Annotated in this window: 20 protein-coding genes and 3 tRNA genes; 6 read left to right on the top strand and 17 right to left on the bottom strand. The window is 70.2% G+C overall.

Going from position 1 to position 18,280, the window contains the following annotated elements:
• Positions 1-142: 142 nt before the first annotated feature.
• The 11 genes from E3O41_RS01935 to tilS form a co-directional block, all read right to left on the bottom strand.
• A complete protein-coding gene (locus tag E3O41_RS01935; RefSeq protein ID WP_067028559.1) occupies positions 143-850 on the bottom strand; it encodes a DUF2520 domain-containing protein in 708 nt (235 codons plus the stop codon).
• Complete coding sequence (locus tag E3O41_RS01930; protein WP_135011919.1) at positions 847-2,832, bottom strand: PH domain-containing protein; 1,986 nt, start codon at positions 2,830-2,832, stop codon at positions 847-849. The genes E3O41_RS01935 and E3O41_RS01930 overlap by 4 nt, the downstream gene beginning before the upstream one ends.
• Complete coding sequence (locus tag E3O41_RS01925) at positions 2,829-3,425, bottom strand: PH domain-containing protein (protein WP_476738873.1); 597 nt, start codon at positions 3,423-3,425, stop codon at positions 2,829-2,831. The genes E3O41_RS01930 and E3O41_RS01925 overlap by 4 nt, the downstream gene beginning before the upstream one ends.
• Before the next feature lie 25 nt (positions 3,426-3,450).
• On the bottom strand, positions 3,451-3,939 hold the full coding sequence (locus E3O41_RS01920) for a DUF3180 family protein (RefSeq protein WP_067028533.1): 489 nt from the start codon (positions 3,937-3,939) through the stop codon (positions 3,451-3,453).
• A complete protein-coding gene (gene folK / locus E3O41_RS01915) occupies positions 3,939-4,511 on the bottom strand; it encodes a 2-amino-4-hydroxy-6-hydroxymethyldihydropteridine diphosphokinase (protein WP_067028531.1) in 573 nt (190 codons plus the stop codon). Before folK ends, E3O41_RS01920 begins: the two co-directional genes overlap by 1 nt.
• Positions 4,508-4,909: a dihydroneopterin aldolase gene (gene folB / locus E3O41_RS01910; RefSeq protein ID WP_067028530.1), complete on the bottom strand. Its 402-nt coding sequence runs from the start codon at positions 4,907-4,909 to the stop codon at positions 4,508-4,510. The genes folK and folB overlap by 4 nt, the downstream gene beginning before the upstream one ends.
• Entirely contained in the window at positions 4,906-5,703 is a 798-nt protein-coding gene (gene folP / locus E3O41_RS01905) for a dihydropteroate synthase (RefSeq protein ID WP_067028527.1), read from the bottom strand. Before folP ends, folB begins: the two co-directional genes overlap by 4 nt.
• Positions 5,700-6,287, bottom strand: coding sequence for a GTP cyclohydrolase I (gene folE, locus E3O41_RS01900; protein WP_067028525.1), 588 nt, complete (start codon positions 6,285-6,287; stop codon positions 5,700-5,702). The genes folP and folE overlap by 4 nt, the downstream gene beginning before the upstream one ends.
• A gap of 12 nt (positions 6,288-6,299) precedes the next feature.
• Positions 6,300-8,315: an ATP-dependent zinc metalloprotease FtsH gene (ftsH, locus tag E3O41_RS01895; RefSeq protein ID WP_067028523.1), complete on the bottom strand. Its 2,016-nt coding sequence runs from the start codon at positions 8,313-8,315 to the stop codon at positions 6,300-6,302.
• Between the two features lie 127 nt (positions 8,316-8,442).
• Entirely contained in the window at positions 8,443-8,994 is a 552-nt protein-coding gene (gene hpt / locus E3O41_RS01890; RefSeq protein ID WP_067028522.1) for a hypoxanthine phosphoribosyltransferase, read from the bottom strand.
• A gap of 85 nt (positions 8,995-9,079) precedes the next feature.
• Entirely contained in the window at positions 9,080-10,066 is a 987-nt protein-coding gene (gene tilS / locus E3O41_RS01885) for a tRNA lysidine(34) synthetase TilS (RefSeq protein WP_244927257.1), read from the bottom strand.
• A gap of 67 nt (positions 10,067-10,133) precedes the next feature.
• Between tilS and E3O41_RS01880 the strand changes: the two genes are divergently transcribed.
• Complete coding sequence (locus E3O41_RS01880) at positions 10,134-10,667, top strand: inorganic diphosphatase (protein ID WP_067028518.1); 534 nt, start codon at positions 10,134-10,136, stop codon at positions 10,665-10,667.
• Between the two features lie 203 nt (positions 10,668-10,870).
• Here E3O41_RS01880 and E3O41_RS01875 read toward each other — a convergent pair whose 3' ends face one another.
• On the bottom strand, positions 10,871-12,274 hold the full coding sequence (locus tag E3O41_RS01875; protein WP_135011917.1) for a M23 family metallopeptidase: 1,404 nt from the start codon (positions 12,272-12,274) through the stop codon (positions 10,871-10,873).
• 229 nt (positions 12,275-12,503) lie between these two features.
• Between E3O41_RS01875 and E3O41_RS01870 the strand changes: the two genes are divergently transcribed.
• The 3 genes from E3O41_RS01870 (at position 12,504) to E3O41_RS01860 (ending at position 12,826) form a co-directional block, all read left to right on the top strand.
• Positions 12,504-12,576, top strand: a tRNA-Glu gene (locus E3O41_RS01870).
• Positions 12,577-12,603: 27 nt separating this feature from the next.
• Positions 12,604-12,677 (top strand) — tRNA-Asp (locus E3O41_RS01865).
• Positions 12,678-12,750: 73 nt separating this feature from the next.
• Positions 12,751-12,826, top strand: a tRNA-Phe gene (locus E3O41_RS01860).
• Positions 12,827-13,042: 216 nt separating this feature from the next.
• On the opposite strand, the gene E3O41_RS01855 is transcribed toward E3O41_RS01860, so the two are convergent.
• The 3 genes from E3O41_RS01855 to E3O41_RS01845 form a co-directional block, all read right to left on the bottom strand.
• The gene (locus tag E3O41_RS01855) at positions 13,043-13,384 is read right to left on the bottom strand and encodes a hypothetical protein (RefSeq protein ID WP_067028514.1); all 342 of its coding nucleotides are present in this window, start codon (positions 13,382-13,384) and stop codon (positions 13,043-13,045) included.
• 67 nt (positions 13,385-13,451) lie between these two features.
• The gene (locus E3O41_RS01850; protein WP_067028512.1) at positions 13,452-14,270 is read right to left on the bottom strand and encodes an AAA family ATPase; all 819 of its coding nucleotides are present in this window, start codon (positions 14,268-14,270) and stop codon (positions 13,452-13,454) included.
• Positions 14,267-14,596 carry a hypothetical protein gene (locus E3O41_RS01845; protein ID WP_205631780.1) on the bottom strand — a complete coding sequence of 110 codons (330 nt, stop codon included), beginning with the start codon at positions 14,594-14,596 and terminating at the stop codon, positions 14,267-14,269. The genes E3O41_RS01850 and E3O41_RS01845 overlap by 4 nt, the downstream gene beginning before the upstream one ends.
• On the opposite strand from E3O41_RS01845, the gene E3O41_RS01840 reads away from it, so the two are divergent.
• Positions 14,595-15,167 (top strand): hypothetical protein, encoded by a 573-nt coding sequence (locus tag E3O41_RS01840; protein WP_135011913.1) that lies wholly within the window; start codon positions 14,595-14,597, stop codon positions 15,165-15,167. The genes E3O41_RS01845 and E3O41_RS01840 overlap by 2 nt on opposite strands.
• 43 nt (positions 15,168-15,210) lie before the next feature.
• Here E3O41_RS01840 and E3O41_RS01835 read toward each other — a convergent pair whose 3' ends face one another.
• A complete protein-coding gene (locus tag E3O41_RS01835; RefSeq protein ID WP_046746337.1) occupies positions 15,211-16,446 on the bottom strand; it encodes an IS256 family transposase in 1,236 nt (411 codons plus the stop codon).
• A 156-nt stretch (positions 16,447-16,602) separates the two neighbouring features.
• Here E3O41_RS01835 and E3O41_RS01830 point away from each other — a divergent pair, with 156 nt between their 5' ends.
• Positions 16,603-16,995: a hypothetical protein gene (locus E3O41_RS01830; protein WP_135011910.1), complete on the top strand. Its 393-nt coding sequence runs from the start codon at positions 16,603-16,605 to the stop codon at positions 16,993-16,995.
• Here the strand turns inward: E3O41_RS01830 and E3O41_RS01825 are convergent.
• Positions 16,992-18,227: an IS256 family transposase gene (locus E3O41_RS01825; RefSeq protein WP_046746337.1), complete on the bottom strand. Its 1,236-nt coding sequence runs from the start codon at positions 18,225-18,227 to the stop codon at positions 16,992-16,994. The two genes, E3O41_RS01830 and E3O41_RS01825, sit on opposite strands and share 4 nt — an antisense overlap.
• Positions 18,228-18,280 lie beyond the last annotated feature (53 nt).

Raw genomic sequence — 18,280 nt, 5'->3', positions numbered from 1 at the left:
GCGGGCATACAGCGGCCCGCCGGGCCCGTGGCCGCGGCGGCCGGCGACTCGGAAAGTATGAGAAATCGCGGTTCCGATGTCTCGTGGCAGCCATTTCTCATACCTTTGGCGTACGCGCCCGGCGCAAGACGCCGGGGCGGGATCAGTCCAGGTCGGGCGGCAGATCCGGGATCGCCGGGCTGGCCTCGGCGAGCGCGTGATCGACCGTGGACCGCACGAGCGACGACAGGAACCCGCCGGGGTTCTCGACGCCGATGCCGCGCAGGATGCCCGTGGCCTGCTGCACGATCTGCCGCGAGAACTCGCTGGCGGTCGCGATCGCCTCCGCGTACGCGGCGCGGTCCTCCTCGTCGATGACGATCGGCTCGCAGCCGAGCTCCACCGCGAGCGCCTGCGCGATCGGCAGCACGGGCGCCGGCGCGGTCACCGCCGCATAGGTGGCCGCGAGCTGCCGCAGGTCGATCGACGTGCCCGTGAACGTCATCGCCGGGTGGACGGCGAGCGGGATCGCCCCCTTCTCCGCCGCCGGGCGCAGCACCTCGATGCCGTGCGCGGCGTCGGTGTGCAGCACGAGCTGGCCCATCTGCCAGTGCCCGGCGTCGGCCAGGCCGCGGACGATCCCGGGCAGGTCGGCGCGCGGCACGGCGAGGATCACGAGCTCGCTGCGGCGCAGCACCTCCGGCGCCTCGAGCACCGGCACCTCGGGCAGGATCGCGGAGGCGCGCTCCTCGTCGGAGCCGGCGGTGCGCCCCGTGAGGGCGTGGCCCGCGCCGGCGAGCGCCGCCCCGACGACCGGGCCGACCCTGCCGGAACCGACGACACCGACGCCGAGTCGGCCGTCGCGCCTCACGCGGAGCGCCCCGGCTCGTCGGGAGCGGCCGGCGACGGCGACGCCGCAGCACCCGAGCCGGCCGGCGCCCACCCGGGCGCGCCCGGCTGCGGCACGGGCCATGCGCCACCGGGAGCCGTCGCGGCACCCGGGGGCCACGTCCCCGGGGCCGGGGGCGGGGCGTAAGCCGGAGCCGTCGCGGCACCCGCGGGCCACGTCCCCGGGGCCTGGGGCGGCGCGTAAGCCGGAGCGTAACCCGGGGCCGCGGCACCGGCGGGCCAGGCTCCCGGGGCCGGGGCGTATGCCGGAGCCGGAGCGTACGCGGGGACGCCGCCGTTCTCGCCCCAGCGGTGCGTGCGATCGGCCGCCGCCGCGGCCACCGCGCCCCGGCGCACCTCGCCGAAGAGCGCGGTCAGGTCGGCGCGGTCGAGACCCACGAGCGCGCCCGACACCGCGCCGGTCACGGCGTGCGCCTGCAGCGAGCCGACCCGCTGTGCGCGCGAGATCGGCCCCTGCGACATCGAGACGCCCTGGAGGCGCGCGAGGGGGAACACGGCCTGACGGCGCCACACGGTGCCGCGGCGCAGGAGCAGGCTGTAGCCGGTGACCATCGCGCCGTGGCGGCGCCACGAGGCGAGCCGGCGCCAGCGGGCGCGCGGGGCCATGACGCGGTAGGGGTCATCGGCGCCCTCGACGGGGCCGAACATGCCGTGATCGACGACGAAGGGCAGGTCCTCGGGCGGCAGGAACGGCAGGATCAGCTGCAGCACGCGGATCGCGTCGTCGCGCGTGCCCACCGGCAGCACCTGGTTGAACTGTTGCTGCGACGAGGAGGCCTGCGCGGCGGCGCTCTGACCCGAGACGCGGTTGATGCTGATGCGCCACCAGCCGAACGGGCGCCACAGCAGCGGCTGCACGAGCTCGACGGCGTGGATGCGCCCCGGCGGGATCGTCTGGGTCACCGTGGTGAGCAGGCCGAAGGTCACGCGCACGCCGTCGGGCGTGGGGGCGATCGAGTAGCGCAGCGCCTTCGACAGGCCCGACCACACCACGCCGATCACCGTGAACGCCATCGGGATGCCCGTCGACAGGCTCGTGATCCCGAGGATCGCGAAGCCCTCGCCGTCCTCGTTGGCAAGCGCGACGGGGACGAGGGCCACCATCGTCACGAGGAAGATGCCGCCGAACAGGGCGATCCAGAACACGCTCTCGAGCAGCTGCGAGCCAATCACCCGGCCCACCGGCAGCTTCACGACGCTCTCGGGCGCGACGTCGGCGAGGTCGGCGCCCTCGATCAGCTCGTGCACGCCGGCCGAGACGGTGGCCTGCAGCCGCCGCCCCTCCGGCGTGACCTCGACGCCGTCGCGCCGCGCCTGCTTGGCCGCCCGCGCCCCCGAGGCCAGGCGCAGGATGTCGGAGCGCACCTCCTCGGCGCGCCGCGTCGACAGGTACTCCAGCGGCACGTTGGCGTCGGTGCCGGCGCCGTCGACCTCGAGCTTGGCCATGCCGATCAGGCGCGGCAGGAACGGGCGGGTGAGGTTCACGCCCTGCACGCGGTCCAGCGGCGCGCGGCGGTGCGTGCGGAAGATGATGCCCTTGCGCACCTCGACGTGCTCGCCCGTGATGCGGAACTGATGCGCCCGCCAGGCCACCCAGAACCCCGCGCACACGATCGCGACGAGGGCGAGCACGCCCAGCGCCACGACGAGGATCATGTTGTTGACGACGGTCCAGTCGAGGAACCAGCCGATCGGGTCGCCGCCGTCGTAGTCGACGGCGTCGTCCTCGAGGTCGTGCGGGGCGAAGACGCTGATGAACCAGAAGATCACCCGGTCGCGCAGGTTGCCCAGGATGATGCCGACCACGATGATCAGCGCGATCCCGCCCTTGAACAGCGGCGTGAGCGGGTGCAGACGGTGCCAGTCACCGTCGGCCAGCGACGACGAGCCGCCGCCGGCCAGCGGCGCCTCGGGCGCCGGCGACGGAGTGAACTGATCGGTCACAGGCCGGTCCGTCGGGTCTCGGCGACCTGGATCAGGGTGTCGCGCAGCGCCTCGGCGGCTGGCTGCGAGAGGCCGGGGATCTCGACGCCGGTGGTCGCCGCGGCGGTGACCATCTTGAGCTTGGCGATGCCGAAGGCGCGGTCCATGGGGCCGTGCGTGATGTCGACGAGCTGCATGCGCCCGTAGGGCACGGCGACCACGCGCTGCCAGAGGATGCCCTTGCGGAAGACGATGTCGTCCTCGCGCAGCATGTAGCCGAGTGCTCGCGCCTGCCGCGGCAGGACGATCTGGGTCACGATCGTGATCGCCAGCACCACTCCACCCGGCCACCACACCCAGTGCTGCTCGAGCACCAGCCCGACCACCAGCATGGCGACGACGACGATCGCGACGAAGATCGCGTTCTGGACCGTCTGCGAGATCACGTACTTCGGCGAGATCTGGTGCCAGTCGCCGTCGAGCGGCAGGCGCCCCTCGTTCCGCGGCTCGCGGATCTGCGTGAAGGTTCCCTCGTCGAGCACCGCCGGCGTGTGTGGCGCCGTGTGGGCTGCGGGTGCCGGGCCGCCGAGGGCGGCGGCCTGCTCGGCCGGCAGCGGGGGCAGCGGGGGCGTGGGAGCGTCAGTGTGCGGCGGGCGCGCCGGCTCCGGGGTCGTCTGGCTCTCGGTCATCGGGATCCTTCGGAAGCGTGCACCAGTGTTCCGCGACGAGCGCCGCGACCATGAGGACGGCGCCAGCCGCCGCGGTCGCGATGATCGTGCCCATCGAGCCTATCCCGGGGGTGACGGGCCGTGTGGCGAGATATGCGAGCAGCCCGAGCCCGGCCCCGCCGAGCGCGGCCCCGACGATGCTCGATGCCTTCGACAGCACGGCCACGCGCAACGAGCGGAACGGATCCACGCGCGGCGCGTTCGGGTCGCTCACGGCGCGCCGGATCGGCCACGCCAGCGCGAGGCACGCCGCGCCGAGCAGCACGAGCAGGATCGGCAGGGTCACGGCGGGCGTGAAGGTGGCCCCGCCGCTGCGCGTGAGCAGATGATCGGCGGCGAACGCCACCACGCCGCCCAGCAGGGCGGCCACGACGAGCGCCAGCGGACTCGTGCGCTTCATCACGGCTCCTCCGAGCGCTCGCCGTCGGGTGCCGAGGCCCCGGCCGTGCCGCGCAGCCGCGCGGCCAGGAGCGCGACGGGACCGTAACCGGGGAGCACCGCGTCGGGATCGATCGAGAGCCATGGCTCCAGCACGAAGTCGCGCTCGGCGGCGCGCGGGTGCGGCAGGCGCAGGCGCTCGTCGTCGCTGATCACGTCGCCGTACGAGATGAGGTCGAGATCGAGGGTGCGATCGGCCCACACCTCGCCGCGCACGCGGCCGTGGCGCGACTCGATCACGTGCAGCATCGCCAGCAGCATGTCGGGCGCCAGGCGCGTGCGCACGATCGCGACCGCGTTCAGGTACGCCGGGCGCTCCTCGCTGGGACCGTCGAGGGTGAGCGCCACCGACTCGATCGGGTCCGAGGCGGCGACGAGATCGGTGAGCGGCAGGTGCCGCAGGTCGCGCATCGCCTCGGCCATGAGCCGGGCGCGGTCGCCGAGGTTCGAGCCGAGCGCCACGACGGCCTCGACCTCGCGGCCCGGCTCGCGCGGGGCGCGCTCGGGCAGCGGCTCGGTGAGGCGCCGGCTCATCGGGGCAGCCCCTCGCGGCCCGGGAGGCGCTCGGGAACGCCGTCGTGCACGGTCACCGACACGTCGGCGAACTGGGCGGGGATCGGCGCCTGCGGCTTGTGCACGGTGACCGCGACGAAGATCACCCGCTCATCCTCGAGCACGGCGGTGGCGATCCGGTGCGCGAGCGTCTCGATGAGGTTGACGGGCTCGCCGCCCACGATCGCCACGACCTTCTCGGCCAGCTCGCCGTAGTGCACGGTGTCGGCGATGTCGTCGGTCTCGGCCGCGCGGGACGTCTGCACGCTCAGGCGCAGGTCGACGACGAAGTCCTGACCGTTCTCGCGCTCGAAGTCGAACACGCCGTGGCGCCCGAAGCAGCGCAGACCGGTGAGCTCGATGTGATCCAGCGGATTCACGCGCGTCCCTCCCAGGCGTCCCAGACGGCGAGCGCGTCACGGGTCGCCGCCACGTCGTGCACCCGCACGCCGTACGCGCCCGCCTGCGCGGCGAGCACGCTCGTGACCGCCGTGGCGAGATCCTTGCGGTCCCGCTCGGCCCCCTCGCCGAGCGCGTCGTCGAGGAACCGCTTGCGCGACGTGCCCACGAGCACCCGGTACCCGAGCGCCGAGACGTCGGCGAGGTCGCGCAGCAGCTCCCAGTTCTGGGCTCCGGCCTTCGCGAAGCCCACACCGGGGTCGAGGATGATCCGCTCCGCCGGGATCCCGGCCGCCCGCGCGGCGTCGGCACGCTCCGCCAGCTCGGCGGCGACCTCCCGGGCCACGTGCGCGTACTGCGCCTTGGCGTACATGTCGGCCGACGGTCCGCGCCAGTGGCCGATCGCGTACTCGGCGTCGGACCCCGCGACCACGTGCAGGATGTCGGGGTCGGCCAGCCCGCCGGCCACGTCGTTGACGATCCGCGCGCCGGCCGCGATCGCGGCGGCGGCCGTCTCGGCGCGATACGTGTCCACGCTCACCACCGCTCCGTCGGCGGCGAGCGCCTCGATCACGCCGGCGATGCGGCGGATCTCCTCGGCCGCCCCCACGGGCTCCGAGCCCGGCCGGGTGGACTCCCCGCCGACGTCGAGCACCGTCGCGCCCTGCGCGGCGAGCAGCCGTCCGTGCGCGATCGCCTCCTCCGTGCCGAAGTGCGCCCCGCCGTCGCTGAACGAGTCGGGCGTGACGTTGACGATGCCCCAGATCTCGATCACGACGCTCCCCCGATGAGGGCGATGATCTCGGCACGGGCGGCCGGATCGGCCAGCTCGCCGCGGGCCGCGACCGTGACGGTCGAGCTGTCGGGCTGGCGGCCGCCGCGCATCGTCACGCACTGGTGGACGGCATCGAGCACCACGACCACGCCGCGCGCGTCGAGCGAGTGGAACAGGGTGTCGGCGATCTGCTCGCCCAGTCGCTCCTGCACCTGCGGCCGGTTCGCGAGGATCTCCACGACGCGCGGCAGCGCCCCGAGCCCGACGACGCGCTCCCCCGGCAGGTAGGCGACGTGCGCGCGCCCGGTCGAGGGCAACAGGTGGTGCTCGCAGATCGAGCGGAACCGGATGTCGCGCACGATCACGGCGCCGGTCGGCAGCGTCTCGGGCGCGGGGCCCTGGGCCACGCTGATCGGGTGCGCCAGCGGCGCGGCGGGGTCCTCCCCCACCCCGGAGAAGAACTCCGCGAGCATGTCGGCCACCCGATCCGGCGTCTGGCGCAGGCCGGGCCGGTCGGGGTCCTCGCCGATGGCGAGCAGCAGCTCGCGCGTCAGCTCGGCGACGCGCTCACGATCGACGGTCACGCGCGACCCCCGTCACGCCGTTGCGGGGCGGGGCGGCACGGCGCCGGGCGCGGCCCGGTGGGCCGGGGCGCCCTCAGTGGCGCGGTCGGCCGCGCGCGAGGCGGCGATGCCGGCGTGCTGCTGCGGGCGACGCGGGATCTCCACCGGCGGCTGCTGCGAGACCGGGCGGTCCTGGCTCGAGAGCCACTGCGGGCGCTCGGGCAGCTTCTTGATGTCGCGGAAGATCTCCTCGATCTGCGTGTGGTCGAGGGTCTCCTTCTCGAGCAGCTCGAGCGCCAGGCGGTCGAGGATCTCGCGGTTGGCCGAGAGCACCTCGTACGCCTCGTCGTGCGCCTGCTCGATGAGGGCGCGCACCTCGGCGTCGATCTTCTCGGCCAGCTCGTCGGAGTAGTCGCGGCCGTGACCCATGTCTCGGCCCATGAAGACCTCGCCGCTGCCGGACGAGAGCTTGACGGGGCCGACGGTCGTGGTCATGCCGTACTCGGTGACCATCTTGCGGGCGATGCCGGTGGCCTTCTCGATGTCGTTGGACGCGCCGGTCGTGGGGTCGTGGAACACGATCTCCTCGGCCACGCGACCGCCCATCGCGTAGGTGAGCTGATCCTGCAGCTCGTTGCGCGTGACGGAGTACTTGTCCTCGAGCGGCATGACCATCGTGTAGCCGAGGGCCTTGCCGCGCGGCAGGATCGTGATCTTCGTGACCGGGTCGGTGTGGTTCATCGCCGCCGCGGCGAGGGCGTGGCCGCCCTCGTGGTACGCGGTGATGAGCTTCTCCTTGTCCTTCATCACGCGGGTGCGGCGCTGCGGGCCGGCGATCACGCGATCGATCGCCTCGTCGAGCGCGCGGTTGTCGATCAGCTGCGCGTTCGAGCGGGCCGTGAGCAGCGCCGCCTCGTTCAGCACATTGGCGAGGTCGGCACCGGTGAAGCCCGGCGTCTTGCGGGCGACGACCTCGAGGTCGACCGAGTCGGCCAGCGGCTTGCCGCGGCCGTGCACCTGCAGGATCCGCAGGCGGCCGCCCATGTCGGGCGCGTCCACGCCGATCTGGCGGTCGAAGCGGCCCGGGCGCAGCAGCGCGGGGTCGAGGATGTCGGGACGGTTGGTCGCCGCGATGACGATCACGTTCGCCTTGGGGTCGAAGCCGTCCATCTCGACGAGCATCTGGTTCAGCGTCTGCTCGCGCTCGTCGTGACCGCCGCCCATGCCGGCACCGCGGTGGCGGCCGACGGCGTCGATCTCGTCGATGAAGATGATCGCGGGCGCGTTCTCCTTGGCCTCCTTGAAGAGGTCGCGCACGCGGCTGGCGCCGACGCCGACGAACATCTCGACGAAGTCCGATCCGGAGATCGAATAGAACGGCACGCCCGCCTCGCCGGCCACGGCGCGCGCGAGGAGCGTCTTTCCGGTGCCGGGAGGGCCGTACAGCAGCACGCCCTTCGGGATGCGGGCGCCCACGGCCTGGTACTTGGCCGGGTCCTTGAGGAAGTCCTTGATCTCGTTGAGCTCCTCGAGCGCCTCGTCGGCGCCGGCGACGTCGGCGAACGTGACGTCGGGGTTCTCCTTGTTCGCGAGCTTGGCGCGCGACTTGCCGAACGCCATCACGCCGCGGCCGCCGCCCTGGGCGCTCGACATGAGGAACCAGAACAGCAGGCCCAGCAGCAGGATCGGCAGCAGCAGCGACAGCAGGCTGGAGAAGATCGACGGCTGCGGCACCTCGTCGTTGAAGCCGTCGGCGGGCGCGGCATCGTTCACGGCGGCCACGACCTCGTCGGCGCGCGCCGAGACGTAGTAGAACTGCACGCTCGTCGCGTCCTCGTAGGCCTTCGAGAGCGCGAGGTCGACGCGCTGGTCGCCGTCGGTGATCGTCGCCTGCTCCACCGTGTCGCCGGCCAGCAGCTCCAGGCCTTCCTGGGTCGACACCTGACGCGGGCCGCCGAGGCCCTGCAGCAGCGAGAAGCCCAGCACCAGGAGCACGCCGATCAGCAGCACATAGATCAGCGGGTTACGAGTGATCTTCTTGACGTTCATATGGTGGGCCGGGGCCCGCGCTCCTCTTCGTCGGCGCCGCCGAGAGACCCGCTCTCGCGCGTTTCCGATCAGGCTACCGCCGCGTGCTTATGCGCCGTCTGGGATTCGCCTCGGGCGTAAACGCGAGTCAGCTGTACACGTGCGGGGCGAGCACCGCGACGTCGCGGAGGTTGCGGTACTTCTCCGCGTAGTCGAGGCCGTAGCCCACGACGAACTCGTTGGGGATGTCGAAGCCGAGGTACTTGCAGTCGATCTGCACCTTCGCCGCGTCGGGCTTGCGCAGCAGCGCGAGCACCTCGATCGACTCCGCGCCGCGGGCCTCGAAGTTCTCGAGCAGCCAGCTCAGGGTCAGGCCCGAGTCGATGATGTCCTCGACGATGAGCACGTGGCGGCCGTGCAGGTCGGTGTCGAGGTCCTTACGGATCTGGACCACGCCGCTCGACTTGGTGCCGGCGCCGTAGCTCGACACCGCCATCCAGTCCATCTCCATGTGGCGCTCGAGGTGCCGGGCGAAGTCGGCCATCACCATGACCGCGCCCTTCAGCACCCCCACGAGCAGGAGGTTCTTGCCGGCGTAGTCGGCATCGACGCGGCGGGCCAGCTCGGCCAGCTTGGCGTCGATCTCCTCCTCGGTGACGAGGACGTTGGTCAGGTCGTCGGGGATGTCAGCCGCGCGCATGAGGCGAGTCTACGGATCCGTCCCCTCCCGGTTGCTGAACGCCAGCGGCGCAGCCGCGCAGATGAAGCGACCACCGCAATCCGATTCAGCGCGCCCGCATGACGATCATCCCGCCCTGGCGCGTGGCCTCGAAGACCGGCAGATCGATCGGCCCCTGGCCGCGCCAGTCGGTGGCGAGCCGCGCGATCTCGAGGGTCTGGGTGCGGGTGAGGCTCACGCCGAACTCGCTCTGGGCGACGTGGCGGATGATCCGGTTCCGGATCGCGGCGGGGTTGGCCGCGAGCGCGGCCGCCGAGACGGCGATGCCCGCCTCGGCATGCTCGACGATGTCCTCGATCGTCTCGTCGATCATGTCGGCGAAGGCCTCGTTGTCCTCGCGCAGCTGCTCGGCGGTGCGGGCGAGCGCCTCGGCGATGCCGGGCCCGAGCTCGGTCTCGAGCACCGGCAGCACCCGCTCGCGCGCGCGGACGCGGGCGAAGCGGGTCTCGGCGTTGTGCGGATCGGTCCACGCCTCCAGGCCCGAGGCGGCGCAGAAGGCGCGCGTCTGCTCGCGCCGGATGCCGAGCAGCGGGCGGATCCACGCGGTGCCGAGCTCGTCGACGCGGCGAGGCGCCATGCCCTGCAGGCTCCCCGCGCCGGCGCCGCGGGCGAGCGCGAGCAGCACGGTCTCGGCCTGGTCGTCGAGCGTGTGGCCGAGCAGCACGGCGGCGGCGTCGACGCCGACCGCCAGGCGCGAGAGCGCGGCGTAGCGGGCCTCGCGCGCGGCCGCCTCCGGGCCGCCCTCGGTGCCCACCTCGACCCGCACCACGCGCGCGTCGGCGATCCCCACCTCGCGAGCGGCCTCGACCGCGCGCGCGGCGACCTCGGCCGATCCCTGCTGCAGGCCGTGGTCGATGGTGGCGCTGGCGACGCGCAGCCCGAGCTTGGGGCCCTCGTGGGCCGCGGCGGCGGCGAGGGCCAGGGAGTCGGGGCCGCCCGAGAGGGCGACGAGCACGACGGATCCGCTCCCCTCCAGCGGCGCGAGCGACTCCCTCACGGCGAGGCGGACGGCGGCGACGGCGGGATCCAGCACGATCGTCAACGTAGCGCGGATAGGATTTAGCCAGCTAATCAGCCGTCTTCCCAAGGAGCAAACAGGCATGGGCGCGTACGACGCAGTCATCGAGATCCCGCGCGGCAGCCGCGTGAAGTACGAGGTCGACCACGGCACGGGCCGCGTGTTCCTCGACCGCGTGCTGTACACGACGTTCGGCTACCCCACCGACTACGGGTTCTTCGAGAACACCCTGGGTGAGGACGGCGACCCGCTCGACGTGCTCGTCGTCATGGACCACTCGGTCTACCCCGGCGTCGGCGTCAAGGTTCGCCCCGTTGCCGTGCTGAAGATGAGCGACGAGGCCGGCGGCGACGACAAGGTCATCGCGGTCATCGCCAAGGACCCGCGCTGGGACCACATCCAGGACGTCGACGACCTCCCCGAGTTCACGAAGAAGGAGATCGGCCACTTCTTCGAGCACTACAAGGACCTCGAGCCCAACAAGTGGGTCAAGGTCGACGAGTGGGCCGGTGCCGCCGAGGCCGAGCGCCTGGTGACCGAGGCCTACGCGCGCTTCCAGGAGCACGAGGGCGACACCCGCACGCAGGGCTCCGGCGAGATCCCGAGCTCGCTCTGACGCACATCTCTCGGGAGGGGATCCGCCACGGCGGGTCCCCTTTCCCGTTTGCGGCGGGTGCTGGGCGCGGACGCGCAGCGCCGGCCGCCGGCCGCGCGCCGTCGCGCACAGATCGCACCTTCCGTGACAGATCCGTGCCGGATCCGTGTGCGCGACGCCGAGATCCGTGCGTCGGCGCGCGCCGATGGCGCCGCCGGGGAGCCTTAGAGCCAGACGCCCCGCGCGCTCATGAAGTTGCTCGGGTTGACCGTGGCGCCGTTGACGTACACCTCGAAGTGCAGGTGGCAGCCGAAGGAGTTGCCGGTCTGGCCTTCGTAGGCGATCACCTGGCCGGCGTTGACCCACTGGCCCCAGCCGACGAGGATCCGCGAGCTGTGACCGTAGCCGGTGGCGACGCCGCCGCCGTGGTCGATGCGCACGTAGTTGCCGTAGCCGCCGTTGTAGCCGGCGTAGGTGACGGTGCCCGAGTGAGCGGCGTAGATCGGCGCGCCGCAACCGGCCGCCATGTCGACGCCCAGGTGCCAGCTGCTCGCGCAGTAGCTGGGGCCGCACTGGCTGTAGCGCGGACCGTAGCCCGAGGTCCAGCCACCGCTCGAGGGGCGCACCCAGCCGTTGCCGGGTCCCTGGCCGCCCCCGCCGCCGCCGCCACCACCGCCGCCGGCGGGCTGGCCGCCGCCGCTGTTCTGGGCGGCCTCCTGAGCGGCCTTCTCACGCGCGGCCGCGGCGGCCTTCTCGCGCTCGATGCGGAGACGCTCCTGCTCGGCCTCCCACTCCTTCTTCGCCTGGACGCCGGCCTGGTAGTCGGCGACCGTCTTGGCGGTGCTGTCCTTGAGCGCCGCAAGCTGGGCCTCGAGCGTGACGAGGTTGGCCTCCTGGTCGGCGAGCGCCTGCTCGGCCGCCATCGCGGCTTCCTGCGCGGCGACCATCTTCGCTTCGGCTTCCTTCTGCAGGCGGTCGCGCTCGGCGCGGGCCACGGCGGCCTGGTCGCTCAGCGACTGCGCGGCGTCGCGGGCGCTGACGGCCTCTGCGTAGATCGACTCGTTCTTCTCGGCGAGCTTGTCCATCTGGCCGAGCTTGGTGAGCAGCTGATCGGCGTTCTCGGCCGAGTCGGCGAAGAGCACCTCGAGCGAGGTGGCCGATCCGCTCGTGCGGGAGATCTGGGAGGCGACGCGGGCAGCGGCCAGCGCGGCCTGATCCGCCTTCGCCGACTGCTCATCGGCCTGGGCCTGCAGCTGATCGGCACGGTAGGCGGCCTCGTAGAACGCCTGCTGCGCCTCGTAATAGGCGTCGGCGGCGGCCTGCGCGGCGGCCTGCGCCTCGGCGACGCGCTGCTTGAGCTGCGCGATCATCGTCTCGATGCGGCTGATCTCGCCGGCCTTGGCGGACTCGTTCTTGCGGGCGGCCTCGACGTCTGCCCACGAGGGGTAGTCATCGGGGTCGTAGGTGACGGCGAACGCGGGAGTCGCGAAGGCGGCGATGCCGGCGGCCGCGGCGGCGATGCCTCCGGCGGCAAGGGCGGCGCGGCGGGAGACGGGTCCCCAGAGCACACGGCGTTCAGCCGCGGTCGGCGCGCAGTCGCACACGTCGGCGTCGAGATCGGCGGTCATGCCCGGTTCACCCCTATCTTTGCTTCAGTCACACTAACAACAACAGTCACATCTGCAACCCTCGGGCGGGTGAACGGCAGCTGACGTGCGGGCGAGGCGGGTGACGATCGCCCCCGCGATTCTGCACGCGACACACCCGGGACGCAGGTTGCCGCGCCCTCGTTTTGGAAATCCGGGCGGCTTCCGCGTATGCTGGATCGTCGGCAAGCGTGAGCCCCGGGTTCACCTCGGCCCCATCGTTTAGCGGCCTAGGACGCCGCCCTTTCACGGCGGTAGCACGGGTTCGAATCCCGTTGGGGTCACACGAACCGGTACAATTACATATATCTGGCCCTGTAGCGCAGTTGGTTAGCGTGCCGCCCTGTCACGGCGGAGGTCGCGGGTTCAAGTCCCGTCAGGGTCGCTCCAAGCGACGGGCCTTCTTTCGAGGAGGCCTTTCGTATAGGACGCGGCAAGCTCCTCGGATCACGCCGCGAGGCTCTGTAGCTCAGTTGGTAGAGCGCACGACTGAAAATCGTGAGGTCACGGGATCGACGCCCGTCGGAGCCACCACCTGAAACCCCCGGTTCGCCGGGGGTTTTCTCGTTGGGGCGGATGGTGCTGCGTCGGCTAACTCCAAGGTTGTGCCGGTTTTGTGCCGGTAACGACGCAGTTCCGGCGCCGCTGGACCGTCCCACCTGGACCGCGATACACTTGAGATACGGCGGGCAATAGCCCTCGGAGCCTGGCAGTCTTCCGGACGGTATGACGAGCCAGGCTCACGTGTTTCTACAGCCGAGTGACGCGTGCCTCAACGATCGGCTCTACGCGACGGATCCAGTCGCCACCGTTCGAGTAGCACCACGCCACCGCATCGCTCACCCACAGCAGCGGATGCTCATGCGGCGCAACATGGCGATACAGCAACTCCGACCCGCCCTCTCGACGGAGGACATCGGCGATCAGCCGGCGATCGGCGCGCTCGAGCGACTCGTCCCGCTCGATGATCAACTGACTCACACCCGCGCGAGCGGCCTCCTCTACGAGCGCTCCCAACGACAGCGGACGGGCTTCCTTGTCGGGCAGCTGCTTCACCACCCACACGGCCACCCGTACGTCGAGGGCGCACATGCGCGAAAGGATCTGCTGTGACTTCGTCTGCTGAATGGCGGGGTTCTTCGGTCGCTTCGTGGCGGGGTCAGGTGACACCGATGACCAGGGTGCTCTGTGCGGCTTCGATGACGTCGTTGGTGATGGTGTCGAGTTCGTTGATCTTCAGGACCCGCTGGATCTGGGGGAAGAGGCGTTCGAGGAGCCGGAAGTTGCCGCGGGTGATCCGTGCGATGGCTGCGATGGCTTGGGCGTCGGTGAAGTCGTCGGGGTCGAGGGTATTGCCGAGGGATCGCCAGTGTCGCTCGAGGACGAACAGCAGTTCGTCTTGTCCCAGGGGCCGGTACTGGTGGGCGAAGCCGACTCGGCTGTAGAACTGGGGGTAGTGGCTGAACTGCTTCTCCAGGCCGGGCATGCCGATCAGGATCAGGGCGATGTCGTCGCGGTCGTAGCGATCGCGCAGCAGTTCCAGAGCGGCGGGACGCAGTCGTTCGGCCTCGTCGACGATGATCAGCTCCACGTAGTTCCTGCCGTGTCGCCATCCCCAGGCCTCGGGAGTGGCCGTGCCGGGAGGTACGAGGTGCTGCTCGATGCACATGTTGGTGCGGGTGATGGCTTGGGTCAGCTCGTCCTTCAGGGTCCGCGGGGTGGTCAGCACGCTGGGGGTGTAGAGCACGGTGCGGCTCCGGTTCAAGGCGGCGTAGATCTTGGCGTCGTCGTCGGAGCGCGGCCCCCAGTAGGTCAGCAGGTCATGAGCCTTCTCGTAGTGTGCGTAGCGGCGCGCGGAGAGTGTCTTTCCTCCGCCGGCTGATCCGAAGCACAAACCGATGGTGTGCCCGCGGCGCACGGCGTCGGCGAACTCGGTGAAGCGGCGGTGCTCCTTGGTGACGATGAAGCGCTGGCTCACCTGAGGTCCTCCTTGTAGATCTTCAACGCCGACCTCGGCGCCGGAGCCGGTGCTTCGGTGATCCGTGGCGTCTCGGTAGGTGCGGCCACGAGGGCGATGCGTTCGTTGATGCTGGCTCGCAGCGCTCGGCGGCGGGCGTTGCGCGCGGCCTGGATCTCCTTGAGGCTGACCTTTTGATCGTGGTGCTCTTGGTTGACGGCCTTGCAGACGAATTCGTCGTGATCGAAGACGCGGATCTCGGTGATGTCGCGACGCGCAGCCTCACCTAGCTCAGGAGCGCGTGCCCGACGACAACACCCAGGAGATTGCGAAGGCGTTCCGAGCATGGCTGCAGCAACACCAGCAGTAAACACCGCGCCCGCCGAGGAGATCGATCTCCCCTGGGCCTCCGTGGCGCTCTCGCTGGTCGCCACTCAGCAACGGAGGCTCGAGGCGCGAACATACCTCACCGATGGCTACGGCCTCCGTCGCCGAATCGAGGACGGACCCGCCCACTCTCGACGCATCAGCGAGGTCGCGAGCGTGTGGCAACCGTCCCGTCTCAAGGGATACGTGGTGCCCGCGGGGAAGGGGTTGCCGTTCCTCTCCGCCGGCCAGGTCTTCGAAGCTCGGCCGCGCGTGCGGAAGTGGGTTGCCGAGCCAATGGTTCGGGATGTCGCGTCACGCAAGGTGTCCCTGGACATGCTGTTGATGTCCTGTTCCGGCGAGGTTGGCAAGGTCACGGCAACCTACGCGGAGCATATCGACCGACTCATTACCCACGACCTGCTCCGAATCGAAGCGCATGATGCAGACGAACTCGGGTGGATCTATGCGTATATGAAGACGCCGATCTTCTACAGCATTGCGCGATCTGCCCAGTATGGGCACATGATCAAGCAGGCCGCGTCCGTTTGAGTGGTGGTCTTTCGCTTCGTTGCGATGATCAGCTGTCGTTAGTTTAGGCGGCGGTGATCTCGGGGAGTATCACCGCCTCGTCGATGGTGGGGGTGGTCGCGGTGAGCTCGGTCATGGAGGCTTCGGAGAAGTAGCGGCGGTCGGCGGCTTCCCATTCGTCGTGTTGCTCGACGAGGACGGAGCCGGCCAGGCGGAGCAGGGCGGCGTTGTTCGGGAACACGCCAACGACGTCGGTGCGGCGCTTGATCTCCCGATTGAGGCGTTCCAGCGGGTTCGTGGACCAGATCTGTCGCCAATGCCGGGCGGGGAACGCTTTGAACGCGAGGATGTCGTCACGGGCGTCGGTGAGCATCACGGCGGTCTTGGGGTGGACGCGCTCGATCATGCGCACGACTTCGTCGAACTGGGCATCGATGTGCTCGGCGTCGGGTTGGGCGAAGATCGTGCGGATCACGCTGGCGACCATCTCCTGCCGGCCCTTCGGGAGGGCGGTCAGGACGTTGCGCATGAAGTGGACGCGGCAGCGCTGCCAGGCGGCGCCCTGCAACACGGTCGCTGCGGCCTTCTTCAGTCCGGCGTGGGCGTCGGAGATCACCAGCTTCACCCCGCCCAGACCTCGTGTCTTCAACGAGCGCAGGAACTGCTTCCAGAACTCCTCGGTCTCGCTGTCTCCGACATCGAAGCCCAGCACGACCCGCCGCCCGTCAGCGGCGACGCCGATCGCGACGACGACCGCCTGGGACACGACACGGTGGTCGATGCGGACCTTGCAGTAGGTCGCGTCGAGGAACACGTAGGGGTAGGCGATGTCAGACAGCGAGCGGTCGCGGAACGATGCGACCTCGGCGTCGAGCCCTTGGCAGATGCGGGACACCTCGGACTTCGAGATGCCAGTGTCAGCGCCGAGCGCTTTGACGAGGTCATCGACCTTCCGGGTTGAGACGCCGTGGAGGTAGGCCTCCATCACGACCGCGAACAAGGCTTGGTCGACCCGGCGGCGCCGCTCCAGCAGCGACGGGAAGAACGACCCCTGCCGCAACTTCGGGATCCGCAACTCCAGATCCCCAGCCGTGGTCGACAGCACCCGCGGCCGGGAACCGTTGCGGGTAGTCGTGCGCTCGCTCGTGCGCTCGTAGGGGGCGGCGCCGATGAATGCGGCTGTCTCCGCGTCGATCAGCTCCTGGTAGAGCCGCTCGGTCGCGGCTCGGATGCGGTCGGTGGTGCCGGTGAGCTTCAGTTCCCCGAGCAGCTCGAGGAGGGCAGACTGGTCAAGAGCCATCGTGCGGTGTCGTCTTTCTGTGTGAGTTCTTGGTCGTTCTCACTGACCATCGCACGATGGCTCACCCCGTCGCGGTCACGACGCCGCGGGCCCGAAAGACCACCACCCCGCGGGACTCCAGGGATCAAGCATCTCGAGCCCGAGCATGTTCGCGAAATGCCCATCGTGATGCCTGAGGCAGGATTGCGGTCCTCCGTCGGAACGCAGATCAGTCAAGCGCTGGAACTAAGGCGGCGCGGACGCGCTCTGTTGGACGATGCGGACAGCGCCTTGAACGACCTCATTAATCCTGAGCGTCAACGAATCGACACCACTGTTTGGCAATCGGTACCCGTCTCGGAGGTGTTGAGCGGACGGCGCCGACTGGAGGCCCAGTACCAGCGCTCCGAGGTCCGGGACGTGGAACGCCTCGTCGCATCCAACGCGAAAAAGGTCGTCCGCCTGGCGGACGTGACCGAGTCCGTGCGACTCGAGAACCGCTTCAAGGGCCGCGTCCGTTTGAGTGGTGGTCTTTCGCTTCGTTGCGATGATCAGCTGTCGTTAGTTTAGGCGGCGGTGATCTCGGGGAGTATCACCGCCTCGTCGATGGTGGGGGTGGTCGCGGTGAGCTCGGTCATGGAGGCTTCGGAGAAGTAGCGGCGGTCGGCGGCTTCCCATTCGTCGTGTTGCTCGACGAGGACGGAGCCGGCCAGGCGGAGCAGGGCGGCGTTGTTCGGGAACACGCCAACGACGTCGGTGCGGCGCTTGATCTCCCGATTGAGGCGTTCCAGCGGGTTCGTGGACCAGATCTGTCGCCAATGCCGGGCGGGGAACGCTTTGAACGCGAGGATGTCGTCACGGGCGTCGGTGAGCATCACGGCGGTCTTGGGGTGGACGCGCTCGATCATGCGCACGACTTCGTCGAACTGGGCATCGATGTGCTCGGCGTCGGGTTGGGCGAAGATCGTGCGGATCACGCTGGCGACCATCTCCTGCCGGCCCTTCGGGAGGGCGGTCAGGACGTTGCGCATGAAGTGGACGCGGCAGCGCTGCCAGGCGGCGCCCTGCAACACGGTCGCTGCGGCCTTCTTCAGTCCGGCGTGGGCGTCGGAGATCACCAGCTTCACCCCGCCCAGACCTCGTGTCTTCAACGAGCGCAGGAACTGCTTCCAGAACTCCTCGGTCTCGCTGTCTCCGACATCGAAGCCCAGCACGACCCGCCGCCCGTCAGCGGCGACGCCGATCGCGACGACGACCGCCTGGGACACGACACGGTGGTCGATGCGGACCTTGCAGTAGGTCGCGTCGAGGAACACGTAGGGGTAGGCGATGTCAGACAGCGAGCGGTCGCGGAACGATGCGACCTCGGCGTCGAGCCCTTGGCAGATGCGGGACACCTCGGACTTCGAGATGCCAGTGTCAGCGCCGAGCGCTTTGACGAGGTCATCGACCTTCCGGGTTGAGACGCCGTGGAGGTAGGCCTCCATCACGACCGCGAACAAGGCTTGGTCGACCCGGCGGCGCCGCTCCAGCAGCGACGGGAAGAACGACCCCTGCCGCAACTTCGGGATCCGCAACTCCAGATCCCCAGCCGTGGTCGACAGCACCCGCGGCCGGGAACCGTTGCGGGTAGTCGTGCGCTCGCTCGTGCGCTCGTAGGGGGCGGCGCCGATGAATGCGGCTGTCTCCGCGTCGATCAGCTCCTGGTAGAGCCGCTCGGTCGCGGCTCGGATGCGGTCGGTGGTGCCGGTGAGCTTCAGTTCCCCGAGCAGCTCGAGGAGGGCAGACTGGTCAAGAGCCATCGTGCGGTGTCGTCTTTCTGTGTGAGTTCTTGGTCGTTCTCACTGACCATCGC

Origin of the sequence: Microbacterium sediminis (genome assembly GCF_004564075.1) — a bacterium.
GTDB lineage: Bacteria > Actinomycetota > Actinomycetes > Actinomycetales > Microbacteriaceae > Microbacterium > Microbacterium sediminis.
This window is presented reverse-complemented; position numbering and strand designations above follow the sequence as displayed.